The 13,324-nt window shown below is 71.9% G+C and carries 12 protein-coding genes; 3 read left to right on the top strand and 9 right to left on the bottom strand.

Annotation, left to right across the window (positions count from 1 at the left end; all coding sequences use genetic code 11):
- Nucleotides 1-241 precede the first annotated feature (241 nt).
- Both M878_RS87445 and M878_RS87440 read left to right on the top strand, forming a co-directional pair.
- Nucleotides 242-1,387, top strand: coding sequence for an aminoglycoside phosphotransferase family protein (locus M878_RS87445; protein WP_031226991.1), 1,146 nt, complete (start codon nt 242-244; stop codon nt 1,385-1,387).
- Between the two features lie 351 nt (nt 1,388-1,738).
- Nucleotides 1,739-3,709, top strand: coding sequence for an N-acetylmuramoyl-L-alanine amidase (locus tag M878_RS87440; RefSeq protein ID WP_023552995.1), 1,971 nt, complete (start codon nt 1,739-1,741; stop codon nt 3,707-3,709).
- 15 nt (nt 3,710-3,724) lie between these two features.
- Here the strand turns inward: M878_RS87440 and M878_RS87435 are convergent, their stop codons facing one another.
- From M878_RS87435 to M878_RS87395, 9 genes are all read right to left on the bottom strand, one after another.
- On the bottom strand, nt 3,725-4,222 hold the full coding sequence (locus tag M878_RS87435) for a glycosyltransferase family protein (RefSeq protein ID WP_030339601.1): 498 nt from the start codon (nt 4,220-4,222) through the stop codon (nt 3,725-3,727).
- A 69-nt stretch (nt 4,223-4,291) separates the two neighbouring features.
- On the bottom strand, nt 4,292-5,707 hold the full coding sequence (locus M878_RS87430; protein WP_023552993.1) for a 3-hydroxybutyrate oligomer hydrolase family protein: 1,416 nt from the start codon (nt 5,705-5,707) through the stop codon (nt 4,292-4,294).
- Nucleotides 5,708-5,845: 138 nt separating this feature from the next.
- Nucleotides 5,846-7,114, bottom strand: a complete 1,269-nt coding sequence (locus M878_RS87425) for an extracellular catalytic domain type 1 short-chain-length polyhydroxyalkanoate depolymerase (protein ID WP_023552992.1) — start codon at nt 7,112-7,114, stop codon at nt 5,846-5,848.
- A 200-nt stretch (nt 7,115-7,314) separates the two neighbouring features.
- Nucleotides 7,315-8,217 carry a universal stress protein gene (locus M878_RS87420; RefSeq protein WP_023552991.1) on the bottom strand — a complete coding sequence of 301 codons (903 nt, stop codon included), beginning with the start codon at nt 8,215-8,217 and terminating at the stop codon, nt 7,315-7,317.
- 161 nt (nt 8,218-8,378) lie between these two features.
- Complete coding sequence (locus tag M878_RS87415; RefSeq protein ID WP_023552990.1) at nt 8,379-8,621, bottom strand: DUF397 domain-containing protein; 243 nt, start codon at nt 8,619-8,621, stop codon at nt 8,379-8,381.
- Nucleotides 8,622-8,703: 82 nt separating this feature from the next.
- Nucleotides 8,704-9,870 (bottom strand): thiolase domain-containing protein, encoded by a 1,167-nt coding sequence (locus M878_RS87410; protein WP_023552989.1) that lies wholly within the window; start codon nt 9,868-9,870, stop codon nt 8,704-8,706.
- Entirely contained in the window at nt 9,867-10,937 is a 1,071-nt protein-coding gene (locus M878_RS87405; RefSeq protein WP_023552988.1) for a thiolase domain-containing protein, read from the bottom strand. The genes M878_RS87410 and M878_RS87405 overlap by 4 nt, the downstream gene beginning before the upstream one ends.
- Complete coding sequence (locus M878_RS87400) at nt 10,934-11,884, bottom strand: Zn-ribbon domain-containing OB-fold protein (protein WP_023552987.1); 951 nt, start codon at nt 11,882-11,884, stop codon at nt 10,934-10,936. Before M878_RS87400 ends, M878_RS87405 begins: the two co-directional genes overlap by 4 nt.
- A 139-nt stretch (nt 11,885-12,023) precedes the next feature.
- On the bottom strand, nt 12,024-12,824 hold the full coding sequence (locus tag M878_RS87395; RefSeq protein ID WP_023552986.1) for a crotonase/enoyl-CoA hydratase family protein: 801 nt from the start codon (nt 12,822-12,824) through the stop codon (nt 12,024-12,026).
- A gap of 189 nt (nt 12,825-13,013) precedes the next feature.
- Between M878_RS87395 and M878_RS49895 the strand changes: the two genes are divergently transcribed.
- Nucleotides 13,014-13,324, top strand: a 311-nt coding sequence (locus M878_RS49895) for an AMP-binding protein (protein WP_037730262.1), incomplete at its 3' end; no start/stop codon positions are given.

Below are 13,324 nucleotides of genomic sequence, written 5' to 3'. Positions count from 1 at the left end.
CCAGATGGTGTGCCACGGGGCATCGGGTGTCGAGTAGGAACGCGCCACCCCGACCCGGTCGCCAACTCGGTACGACAGGTGCATTCCCCAGGGTGCACCCCGGCGGCCGGGCCGGGCAGGCGCGCGCCCGCAGTGCATGCGATCGGAGTACGCGCTCCCCCGAGCACCGTCCTCACGCAGCTGCGCCGCGCACGGAACCACAGGCAGGCACCGCAGGCACACGAAGGGATCTGTATCTCCCATGTACGCAGCATCGTCCTCCGTGTCCGCCCCGCCCCGGCCGCTGCGTCCCCGCCCCACCAGCGGCGGGCCGTACCTCGACCCGGTGGCGCGTCCGGGCGGACCGGTACCGGTCGCGGGCCGGCCGCGGCGGGTTCCTGGGCAGCCCGGTACCCAACCGCTCAGCGGGAGACTCGACTTGTCCGGTCCCCAGGGCGCGCAGTTGCGCACCGCCATCGCCTCGGTGCACCGGATCTGTCCGGAGTTCTCTCCGGTGCAGGTGCTGCGGCGCAGCGGACGGTCCGTCCTTCTGGTCGGGACGACAGGGCGGAGCACGGCAGTCGCCAAGTGTCTGCTGGACCACTCGCCCGCCTGGGCCGAACGGAGCCGGCACGAAATAGCCGCATACCGCTCGTTCGTCCGGCACCGGCCTCCGGTCCGCGTGCCCCGGCTGATCGCGGCGGACCCGGACAACTGCACCCTGGTGATCGAGCGGGCGCCGGGCCGCGTGGCGGCGCTGCAGCGGCATCCGGTGGAGGCGCCGCCGCGCGCCGACATCCGGGCCGCGCTCGGCGCACTGTGCCGGCTGAACTCCTGGCGGCCCCCGGCGGGCATCTTTGAGATGCCTCTGGACTACGGCGCCCGGATCACCCGGTATCACGAGCTGGGCCTGCTCACCGACCGCGACCTCGGCGACCTGCAGAAACTGCTGCACGGCATCGCCCACGAGGTCGGCCGCCAGGGCATGCTGCAGTTCTGCCACGGCGACGCCCTGCTGTCGAACATCCTGCTGTCACCGGCCGGTCCAGTGCTGGTGGACTGGGAGCACGCGGGCTGGTATCTGCCGGGGTACGACCTGGCGACGCTGTGGCTGGTGCTCGGGGACGCGCCGGTGGCCCGGCGGCAGATCAGCCAGATCGCCCAGTCGGCGGGCCCGGCCTCCCGGGACGCCTTCCTGGTCAATCTGATGCTGCTGCTGACCCGGGAGATCCGGAGGTACGAGACGGCCGTGCAGCGTTCGATGCACGATACGGCCCCGGCGGCACCGGGCCTGGCCCACCCGGGTGCCGCGCCGTCCGGCGAGGAACAGCGGCTGCTGCTCAGGCGGCTGCACGACGACTGCCAGATGGCCCGCAAAGCCGTCCGCGCTGCGGTCGGGACTCGCTGACGGGGACGAAGGTCCGCGGTGCGCCAGAGCGGCGGCGCACCGCGGACCTTCGTATGTCCAGGCACGGTCGCGCACACCCGCTGTCCGGACGCGGCACACCCGTTCTGCGGACGCGCTGCGCACCTCCGCTGTCCAGGCGTGTTGCGCACATGCGCGCGAAGTGGCCACTGGTGTACGCCAGTGACGCCGCGCAGGCCCGCGCACCGCCGTCGCGAAACTCGCCGAAACCCCTCCGTGACGTGGGAAATCGCCGTCTTGAAGGCATCATTGACGGATCGTCGGCCAGCCGGTACCACTGACCCAGCTCGGCGCCGCACGCCCCGCCACGCCCGTCCGTCACAGGAGGCCGCTTTGCGAGGTTCCGCCACGCACTCCCCGTCCATCCACGGCCACAGACAACTGCGGCGGGCCGTCGGCCCGTTGGCGTCCGCGGCCCTGCTGCTGCCGCTGCTCGGCGCCGCCCCCGCCCAGGGCGCCCCGGACTCCTCCGCGCACCGGCTGCAGCAGGCGTTCGCCTCCGCCGCGGCCGAGTACCACGTGCCGCAGAGCGTTCTGCTGGCCGTCTCCTACCTGCAGTCCCGCTGGGACTGGCACGCGGGCGCGCCGAGCGTGAGCGGCGGCTACGGCCCGATGCATCTCACGGACGCCCGGACCGCGATCGCCGCCACGGAGCATCTCACCGAGGGCGCGGAGGACCCCCGCGGTGACGGCTCCCGCGCCGCTCTGCACCCGGACGTCAAGGTGCCGGCCGGGTCCGCGCTCCCCGCCCGGCTGAAGACGCTGGCGAAGGCCGCACGGCTGATCGGCCGGCCGGCCGCGGACCTGCGCACCGACCCGGCGGCGAACGTGGCCGGCGGCGCCGCCCTGCTCGCTGCCGCGCAGAAGCAGCTGGGCGAGCCACTGAGCGCGGACCCGGACGACTGGTACGCGGCGGTGGCCCGCTTCTCCGGCGCAGACGACACGGCGACTGCGGCGGCGTACGCCAACGACGTGTACGACGTCCTGCGCACGGGTGAGGAGCGCACCACGGACGACGGCCAGCTGGTCGCGCTCGCGGCCCAGCCGCGGCTGACCGCCGACACCGCCCAGTTGCGGCGAGCGGGCCTGGGCACACTGCCGACGGACGGCGTCGAGTGCCCCGGCTCGGTGTCGTGCGAGGCGGTGTGGGCGCCGTACGCGCAGTTCGGGAACAACGACTACGGCAACCACGACCTCGGCGACCGCCCCGTGTCGCAGCCCATCAAGTACATCGTCATCCATGACACGGAGGGCACCTGGGACGGGGTGCTGAACCTGATCCAGGACCCGGCCTATGTGTCGTGGAACTACACCGTGCGCTCCACGGACGGTCTGATCGCCCAGCACGTCAAGGCGAAGGACGTGGCCTGGCACGCGGGCAACTGGGACATCAACGCCCGGTCCATCGGCATCGAGCACGAGGGCTTCCTCGCCAACCCGGACGCCTGGTACACGGAGGCGATGTACCGGTCCTCGGCCCGGCTGGTGAAGTACCTGAGCCGGAAGTACGACATCCCGCTGGACCGGCAGCACATCCTCGGCCACGAGAACGTGCCCGGTCCGACCGCGTCCACGATCCCCGGCATGCACACGGACCCGGGCCCGTACTGGGACTGGCGGCACTACTTCCAGCTGCTGGGGCACCCGTTCAGGCGGACCGCCGGCAAGCGGTCCGGGCTGGTGACGATCCTGCCGGACTACGCCTCGAACCAGCCCGTGTACACGGGCTGCGCCACCAAGGGCGAGCCGTGCCCGGCGCACGGCTCCGGCGAGGTGCGGCTCTACTCGGACCACGATGTGAACGCGCCGCTGATCAAGGACATCGGGATGAAGGCGGACCCGACCATCGACGTGAACGACCTGTCCTCCCGCGTCTCCACCGGTCAGCAGTACGCGGTCGCGGACCGCTGGGGCGACTGGACCGCGATCTGGTACCTGGGCCAGAAGGCCTGGTTCCAGAACCCGCGCACGGCGCCGACGGCGGTGCCGGCCAGAGGTCTGGTGATCACGCCGAAGGAGGGCCTGGCGAGCGTCCCGGTGTACGGCCGGGCCTACCCGGAGAAGGAGGCCTACCCGGAGGGAGTCCCCGTGCAGTCGGTCGTACCGCTGCCGTACACGATCCCGGCCGGGCAGAAGTACGTGGTCGGTGACGAGGTGCCGGGCGAGTACGACTACTCGGTCACCTTCACCACCGACTCGCACCGGGTCGTGATGGGCAAGGACCTGTACTACGAGATCCAGTACGGCCACCGGGTCGGCTTCGTCCGCGCCGCGGACGTGACCCTCGAAGGCGCGGCCCGCTAGCCGCGCAGGAGGGCCTCAGCCCTGCTGGAAAAGCTCCGCCGGGAGCGGCTTCAGCAGGGCGTACAGGTCGTCGGTGATGGGGCGGTCCCAGGCGGCGATGGTGACGAGGACGCCGTCGCTGCGGTCGAACTGGACGCAGGAGATCCGGGACTCGGAGAGCTTCAGCCGCCGCACGATGAGGAGGTTGTCGCCCTGGAGGACCGGGGTGTCCTCGACGCCGACGACGGTGACCTCCTCGTCGTTCTCCAGCGCCAGCAGCAGCTGGCCCACCTCGAAGGGGATCTCGCCCTCGGCGACCTCGCGGGCCGGGGAGCCCTCCGGAAGATTGCCGATGATCATGGCGGGGCCGCGGCCGCCGAAGAGGTCGTAGCGCAGGAAGACACCCTGGCAGGTGCCGTCGGGCGCGGGCAGCAGGCCCGCGCCGAGGTTGCCCGGCCAGTCGCCCGGGTCCATGGCCAGCACGTCGAAGTCGGGTCCGGCGGGGGTGGCGCTGCGGCGGCGGAGGAACGACATGCGGCCATGGTACGTGCCCACGCTGCCGTGGGTGGCGTGTGGGCGCCCGGGCGATCCGCTGGTCCCTGCCTAGTCCAGCGGGCAGCTGGTGAGCAGGGTGGCCGGGGTGGCGCCGGCCGGGCGCTGGACGGTGTGGTCGGCGGGCGGGAGGGCGGTGCCGGAGAGCCAGCGTTCCAGTGCCTCGAAGGCCGAGCGGTGGCAGGGCACCATCGGGCGCAGCCGGTCGGGGAAGGCGTCGACCAGGGAGTCGGTGTGTGTGCCGTCCTGGATGCGGTAGTAGCGCAGCAGGGCGCCACGCCCGGCCGTGTGGACCATGCGCGCGTAGACGTCGGAGTCCTCGCCGATCGGCAGCAGGACGTCGAGGGTGCCCTGGAGGGTGATCAGCGGTTTGCCGATGCGTCCGGTGAGGGCGATCCGGTCGACCGCGCGGTGGACGGCCGCCGGGCGGGCCGCGTAGTCGTAGTCGGCGTCGCAGTCGGGTGTGCCGGAGCGGCAGAACGGGGTGCCGGCCTCGGTGGTGCCGTCGTAGCCGGGGTCGAGTTCCTCGCGGTATATGCGCTGGGTGAGGTCCCAGTAGGCCTGGTAGTGGTACGGCCACAGGAACTCCGAGCCGGCCGGGAAGCCGGCCCGGTGCAGGCCGGCCTGGGCCTGGGCGGCTCCTGCTCCGCCGGCGGCGTAGGTGGGGTAATCGCGCAGCGTGGTGGGCAGGAAGGTGAGCGGGTTGGGGCCGGCGGTGCGCCAGAGGGTGCCTTCCCAGTCGACTCCGCCGTCGTACAGTTCGGGGTGGTGCTCCAGTTGCCAGCGGACGAGGTAGCCGCCGTTGGACAGACCGGTGGCGATGGTGCGGGCCGGGGGCCGGTGGTAGCGCTGGGCGACCACGGCGCGGGCCGCGCGGGTGAGTTGGGTGAGGCGGGTGTTCCATTCGGCGATGGCGTCGCCGGGCCGCCGGCCGTCGCGGTAGAACGCGGTGCCGGTGTTGCCCTTGTCGGTGGCGGCGTAGGCGTAGCCGCGGGCGAGCACCCAGTCGGCGATGGCCCGGTCGTTGGCGTACTGCTCCCGGTTGCCGGGGGTTCCGGCGACGACCAGGCCGCCGTTCCAGTGGTCGGGCAGCCGGATGACGAACTGGGCGTCGTGGTGCCAGCCGTGGTCGGTGTTGGTGGTGGAGGTGTCCGGGAAGTAGCCGTCGATCTGGATGCCGGGGACGCCGCTGGGTGTGGGCAGGTCCTGGGGGGTGAGACCGGCGTAGTCGGCCGGGTCGGTGTGGCCGGAGGCCACGGTGCCGGCGGTGGTCAGCTCGTCCAGACAGTCGGCCTGTTGACGGGCAGCGCCGGGCACCCGGAGCTGGGTGCGGCCGGCGCAGTGCTCGTCCGGTGTGCCGGTGGGGGCCGCGGTGGCCGGGGTGGTCAGGAGCAGACTGGCGGCGGTGAGCGCCAGTGCGTGGAGAGCGGTTCGGCGTGGGCGACGTCCGGGCGGTGTGGTGGGCATACGGGTTCCTCCGGCGGTGGGTGGACGCGCTGGAGGCTAGGGGTGATGGAGGTGTGCGGAACATGTGTGGGGCCGCTAGGAAGGCGGCCCCCGCAACGGTGTCGGACAACACCATGACCGGGTGTGGCTGACCTTCTGTCAGGGGCAGCCGTTGTCGGCGATGGTGTAGTAACCCGTGGGTGACTCCTTCAGTGTGTGGGTGACGAAGGTGTTGTACAGGCCCATGTTCTGCTGAGACCCTTTGGCATAGGTGAAGCCGCCGCTGGTGGTGGCCCGTCCGGCCTGTACCTGGGCGTAGTTGCTCGCCGTCCAGCAAGCAGCGCCGCTGCCACCACCGCCGGTGCCGCCACCACTGCCTCCGCCGCCCGGATCGGTCGTGTCCAGGCCGAAGAACCGGGCGATCCAGTAGCTGGAGCAGATCGAGGCCGGGAAGTAGGGGGCGCCGGTGCTGCCGCACTGCTGGGTGCCGGTGCCCGGGTCCACCGGGGTGCCGTGGCCGATGCCGGGGACCCTGTCGACCTCGACGGCGACCGTGCCGTCGGAGGCCAGGTACTGCTCCTGCCGGGTGGCGTCGGGGCCGATGGTCGTGGTCCGGGTCGGGGTCTGTGAGAGACCGTGCAGGGCCGTCCACTGGTCACGCAGCTCCGTGGCGTTGCGCGGGACGACGGTGGTGTCCTGGTCGCCGTACCAGACGGCCGCGCGCGGCCATGGCCCGGTGTACGACGGATCGGCGTCCCGCACCCGCTGGGCCCATGCGTCGGGACTGAGGTCGACGCCCGGGTTCATGCAGGTGTAGGGGCTGTTGTCCCTGGTGCAGTCGTAGGGCAGGCCCGCGATCACGGCGCCGGCGGCGAAGACGTCGGGGTAGGTGGCGAGCATGACGGCGGTCATGGCGCCGCCCGCGGACAGACCGGTGACGTAGACCCGCTGGGGGTCGGCGCCGTAGGCGGTCACGGCCTGGCCCGCCATCTGCCGGACGGAGAGCGCCTCGCCCTGTCCGCGCCGGTTGTCCGTGGTCTGGAACCAGTTGAAGCACTGGCTCGGGTTGTTGGCGGTCGTCGTCTGCGCGAGCACGAGCAGAAAGCCGTCCCGGTCGGCGAGTTGGGGCAGTCCGGAGTTGTCGGCGTAGACCTGTGCGCTCTGGGTGCAGCCGTGCAGGGCGACCACGACCGGCGGATGCGCGGGCAGCGACGCGGGCCGGTACACATACATGGTGAGGTTGCCCGGGTTGGATCCGAAGTCGCTCACCTCGGTGAGCCCCACGGACGCCCGGGCTGCGGGCAGCGGACCGGCGAGCGCGGTGCCGAGGACGACGGCTACGACGGCGAGGAGACGGGGCAGCAAGCGGGGCAGCAGGCGCGCAGGGGGCGGCGCTCCGGGCGCCTTTCTGAACATGGGCAGGGGCATGAGCGGCTCCTTCGGCGGACATGTGTCCCGGCCGCTCGTGCGCGGGTCGGCGCCTGGAGCGCCGGGCGTGGCGGAACCGTACGAACCCCTATGGCCCGGCACCATGGCGCGGGACACCACAGTCCGGTCCGTGCCGCTCGGCACCGGACGCATTGCGCGGCGCCGTACGGTCTGCTAGACGACCACGGCCCCTGCCCGCCTCACTCCTGCGGCGGTTCCGGCGGCACCACCGCGATCGGGCTGGCCGCGTGCAGCAGGACGGCCTGGGTGACCGAGCCCATCATGCGGGCCGGGGCGAGCAGCCGTCGCCGGTGCCGGCCGACCACGACCAGTTCGGCGTCCTTGGAGGCGGCGACGAGATGGCCGGCCGCGTCGCCGGGCAGCGCCTCGGCGTCGGCGCGCACCTCGGGGTGCCGCTTGCGGTGCGGGGCGAGGTAGCCCTCGGCGAGGGTGCGGGTCTCGTTGGCGACGACGTACTGGTCGACCTGGGGCGGCACGATCTGGCCGGGGGCGGACCAGGTCTGCACCGGCCACGGATAGGCGGCGATCACCTGGACCCGGGCCTTGCGCACAGCGGCCTCGGCGAAGGCGAGGGCGAGGGCGCCGTCGTCGGGGCTGTCGACGTGCAGCCCCACGACCACCCGGGGCCCGGGCTCGGCCGGCCAGTCCCCGTGCACCTGCCGGTCGGGCCGGGGTACGACGACCACGGGGCACTCGGCGTCCCGGGCGGCGGCCAGGCCGTTGGAGCCGAGCAGCAGGCTGGCGAAGCCCCCGCGGCCGCGGGAGCCGAGGACCAACAGCTGGGCGTCCGTGCCGAGTTCGGGCAGGACGGCGCCCGGGACGCCCTCCAGGGCGACGTACTCCACGGAGGGCTCCGTGCCGCGGTCCGCGAGCCGGGCGTGCACGTCGTCCAGCACCGGATCGCCCTCCGCCTCCGGCGGCCCGGCGACCAGCACGTCGGCCTGGCCCCAGGCGGCGTACTGCCGTACGTGCACCACCCGCAGCGGTGCGGCGCGACGGCGGGCGGCGTCGAAGGCCCACTCCAGTGCGCGCAGGCTGTCGTCCGAACCGTCGACCGCGGCGATGACGGGTGCAGTGCTCATCGTTCCTCACCTTTCGGAACACGACCTTCCCCTTGCTGGAACCAGCCTGACGCAGGCGTCGGTCCCGGCGGAGCCCCGCTGGTCGCGTGTCCGGAAATCGGCGTGGAACACCCCCGGTTCGGCTGCCGTCGGCCGTGCGGCGCCGGGCGCTCGGGGAAGGGTCAGGTGAGGTCGAACTCCCCTTCCCGGGCTCCGGAGACGAAGGCACCCCATTCCGCCGGCGTGAAGATCAGGGATGGGCTCTCCGCACGGCCGCTGTTGCGCATCGCGATGAAGCCCTCGACAAACGCGATCTGGACATCGCCCAGCCCCCGGCTGCTGGACTGCCATTCGGCGTTGCTGAGGTCGAGGTCCGGCTTGTCCCAGCCCGCGAGCGACTGCTGCTGGATGGTGCTCTCGGCCACGTCCGTGCTCCTCCCGGTTCGTCGTCCGCGGGCCAGCCTAGCGACCGCTCACGATGCTCAACAGGCCACGTGGGAAGGACTTTCAGGAGTCCGGGGGCCGCGCTCCCACGAGCCACATGGAGAAGAACTGGGAGCCGCCGCCGTAGGCGTGTCCGAGTACCTTCCGGGCGCCGTCCACCTGGTGTTCTCCGGCCTGGCCGCGCACCTGGAGGGCGGCCTCGGCGAAGCGGATCATGCCGGACGCGCCGATGGGGTTGGTGGACAGCACCCCGCCCGACATGTTGACGGGCAGGTCCCCGTCGAGTTCGGTCACCCCGGACTCGGTGAGCTTCCAGCCCTCGCCCTCGGCGGCGAAGCCCAGGTTCTCCAGCCACATGGGCTCGTACCAGGAGAAGGGTACGTACATCTCCACGGCGTCGATGTCCCGGCGCGGGTCGGCGATGCCGGCCTGGCGGTAGACGTCGGCGGCGCAGTCCTTCCCGGCCTGCGGGGAGACGAAGTCCTTGCCGGCGAACAGGGTCGGTTCGCTGCGCATGGCACCGCCCAGCATCCAGGCGGGCGGGCGGGGCGCGCGGGCGGCTCCGGCGCGGTCGGTGAGAATCATGGCGCAGGCGCCGTCGGACGACGGACAGGTCTCGGAGTAGCGGATGGGGTCCCACAACATGGGTGAGGCCTGGACCTTCTCCAAGGTGATGTCGTGCTCGTGGAGATGGGCGTAGGGGTTCTTCAGGGCGTTGCGCCGGTCCTTGTAGGCGACGAGGGAGCCGATGGTGTCGGGGGCCCCGCTGCGCCGCATGTAGGCGCGCACATGGGGGGCGAAGAAGCCGCCCGCGCCGGCGAGGAGGGGCTGCTGGAAGGGGATCGGCAGGGACAGGCCCCACATGGCGTTCGACTCGGACTGCTTCTCGAAGGCGAGGGTGAGGACGGTGCCGTGGACGCGGGCGGCGACCAGGTTCGCGGCCACCAGCGCGGTGGACCCGCCGACCGAGCCGGCGGTGTGCACCCGCAGCATGGGCTTGCCCACGGCGCCGAGCGCGTCGGCGAGGTACAGCTCGGGCATCATCACGCCCTCGAAGAAGTCGGGCGCCTTGCCGATGACGACGGCGTCGATGTCGGCCCAGGTCAACTCGGCGTCCTCCAGGGCCCGTTGTGCCGCCTCGCGGACGAGTCCGGCGATCGAGACGTCCCGGCGGGCGGCCACGTGCTTGGTCTGGCCGACGCCTATGACGGCCACGGGCTCCTTGCTCATCGTGGATCCCCTTCGAGTACGGCGACCAGGTTCTGCTGCAGGCAGGGGCCGGAGGTGGCGTGGGCGAGGGCGCGGTCGGAGTCGCCGCGATGGATGCGGGCGGCGGCCTCGCCGATGCGAATGAGTCCCGCGGCCATGACGGGGTTGGCGGCCAGCGCCCCGCCGGAGGGGTTCACGCGTACGTCGTCGCCGAGGCGGAGCGCCCTGCGCAGGATGACCTCCTGGGCGGTGAACGGTGCGTGCAACTCGGCGGTGTCCACGGGCTGTTCGAAGGCACCCGCCTTCTCGGCGGCGAGCCGGGTGGACGGTGAGTCGGTGAGGTCGCGGACGCCGAGGCCATGTGCCTCGATCCGGTGGTCGATGCCCCGGATCCAGGCGGGCCGTGCGCACAGGTCCCGGGCCCGCTCCCCCGCCGCGAGGATCACGGCGGCGGCGCCGTCGCCGACGGGCGGGCAGTCGCCGGTGCGCAGCGGTCGTACGACGTGGTCGCCGTGCGGGATCTGGCCCTTGAGCTGGGCGTGCGGGTTGGCGGTGGCGTCGGCGCGGCTGCGGGCGCCGACGGCCGCCAGTGCGGGCTCGTCGGTGTGGCCGGCATCTATGAGGGCCTGCGCCTGGAGGGCGGCCAGAGCTATGGAGTCGGGCCACAGGGGAGCTACGTAGTACGGATCGAGCTGGCGGGTCAGCACGTCCCGTAGCGAACCGGGTGAGCTCTTGCCGTAGGAGTAGACGAGCGCGGTGTCGGCGTCGCCGGTGAGCAGCTTGGTCCAGGCCTCGTACAGCGCCCATGCGCCGTCCATCTCGACGTGCGATTCGGAGATCGGCGGCCAGGCGCCCACACCGTCGAGGGCGAGGGTGAAGGAGAAGGCGCGGCCCGCGAGGTAGTCGCTGGAACCGGAGCAGGTGAAGCCGATGTCGGCGGTCTTCAAGCCGGTCTGCGCGAGGACTTCGTGCAGGACCGGCATGAGCATCTCGACCTCGGAGGACTCCTCGGTGGAGCGCCGGTGGTCGGTCTGGGCGAAGGCGACGACCGCGATCTCCCGGACGGCGGGGGCTTCTTCGCTGGTCACAGCAGCTCCTTGTACGTCTCGTAGTCCGCGTCGGGCTCACCGGTGGGCCGGTAGTAGCCGGGGTAGCGGGCGCCCTCCGTCCACACGGGCTCGACGCGCAGGCCCATGCGCACCTGGTCGTAGGGGATGCCGCCGATCCGGGCGTGCAGGGCGAGGTCGGCGCCGTCGAGAGCGATGTGCGCGTAGACGTAGGGCACCTCGATGTCGAGATTCGCCGTATGCGCAGCCTTGATGTTGACGATGCAGAAGGTGGTGACTGTGCCGCGGGGACCTACTTCGACCTGTTCCTTTGTGGCCACACCACATGTGGGGCACGCACCCCTCGGAGGGACGTACACCTTGCGGCAGGAGGGGCAGCGTTCACCGACCGTCCGCTGTGCGGAGAGGGCGTCGATGTAGGCGGACTGGGCGCGGCCGGGCGAGTAGGTGTAGTCCAGGCGGGCCGGGGCGACGATTCCGGTGAGCGGGTCCTCGAACTCGCCGGTGTGGCCACCCGGCCGGTGGGGCTCTCCGTCGTACGGCTCGAAGCAGGCGATGTCGGTGATGGCGCCGGTGCGTTCGGCGGCCCAGCGGATGCGGACCCGCATTCCGGTGTGCACGGAGTCGGCGCCGGGGGCGTCGAGGGCGTGCAGCAGGGCAGTGTCGGCGCCGTCGAGCCGGACCAGGACCCAGGCGAAGGGGGTGCCGAGAGGCTGGCCGCGGCGCGGTTCGTGGTTCCACGCCCAGGTGGTGACCGTGCCCGTGGGCGCGACCTCCACCAGGTCGCGGATCTCCTCGGCGGTGGCGGGGTCGTACTCGACGGGCGGGACGAGGGTGCGTCCGTCGGCGGTCTTCACGCCGAGGACGACACGTTCGCGCAGGCCGGTGAGGAAGGCGCTCTGGACGGGGCCGAGGGAGCGGGTGAACGGGAACTCGACGACGAGAGGTGCTTTGAGGACGTCGGGCATCGGGGCTTGCCTCCTTGGGAAGGTCGGCGAGGCCGCGCCCAAAAGGGGCGCGGGGCGGTGACACATGCGGCTCCGCCGGGTGGGCGCGACCAGCCACACACGGCCCGCGGTGTCCAAACCGGCCTGAGCCGGCGCAGCGCTACGCGCGCTTGTAGACGGGGGGCCGTTTCTCCGCGAAGGCGCGGGCGCCTTCCTTGGCGTCGGCGGTGTCGAAGATCGGCCAGCCGCGCGCGAGTTCGGCCGCGAGGCCGTCGGTCTCCGTCATCTCGGCGGTCTCGTACAACGACGCCTTGACGGCCTCGACGGCGAGCGGGCCGCAGGCGTTGATCTGCTCCGCGATCTCCAGCGCTTTGCCGAGCGCGGCGCCGTCGGGGACGACATGGCCGATCAGGCCGATGTCCGCGGCCTCCCGGGCGCTGTAGGGCCGTCCGGTGAGCAGCATCTCCAGGGCGTGGGTGCGCGGGATCTGCCGTTGCAGCCGGACGGTGGAGCCGCCGATCGGGAACAGGCCGCGCCTGACCTCGAACAGGCCGAAGGTCGCGGACTCGCCCGCGACCCGGATGTCGGTGCCCTGGAGGATCTCGGTGCCGCCCGCGACGCAGTACCCCTCGACGGCGGCGATCACCGGTTTGCGGGGGCGATGGTGGCGCAGCATCGCCTTCCAGTGCAGGTCGGGATCGGACTTGAGCCGGTCGCGGTAGTGCTCGCCCTGCATACCGTTCCCGGCCAGCGCCTTCAGGTCCATTCCGGCGCAGAAGGAGCCGCCTGCACCGGTGAGCACGATCGAGCGGATCTCGTCGTCCTCGTCGGCCTCGAACCAGCCGTCGTACAGGCCGACGAGCATCGGCAGCGAGAGCGCGTTCCTGGCGTCGGGCCTGTTGAGCGTGAGCACCAGTGTGGCGCCCTCACGCCGCACGGTGAGGTGTTCCGTCCCGCCCATGGACTTGTCTCCCCTCGGTGAGAACGAGAACAGGTTGCAGTAGGCGGGGAGGCACTTCAAGGGTTTTCTGACAGGTAGTCAGATTTATTGGCGTGAGGCCTTCACAGTTGCGGCGCCGTTTGCTCTGATGACCGGCGAAGCGATGGTTCTCACCTTTCTTCGTCAGGGCTGCCGGGGTCAGGAGGAGCGGTGGAGTACAACCTTGCCGACCTGTTCGAGTCGGTCGTCGACGTGGTCCCGGACCGCGAGGCGCTCGTGTACGTCGACCATCCCGGCACCGGCGCGGAACGCCGCCTCACGTACGCGGAGCTGGACGCGGCCGCCAACCGCGTCGCCCATCACCTCCTCGCCAGCGGGATACACCCCGGGGAGCACCTGGGCCTCCACCTGTACAACGGCGTCGAGTACCTGCAGACGGTGCTGGCCTGCCTGAAGGCGCGGATCGTTCCGGTCAACGTCAACTACCGCTATGTCGAAGAGGAGTTGGTGTATCTCTACCG

The sequence above is a fragment of the Streptomyces roseochromogenus subsp. oscitans DS 12.976 genome (assembly GCF_000497445.1).
In the GTDB taxonomy this organism is placed as follows: domain Bacteria; phylum Actinomycetota; class Actinomycetes; order Streptomycetales; family Streptomycetaceae; genus Streptomyces; species Streptomyces oscitans.
The sequence above is the reverse complement of the archived record's forward strand: the minus strand, read 5'-3'. Positions and strand labels throughout refer to the sequence as shown.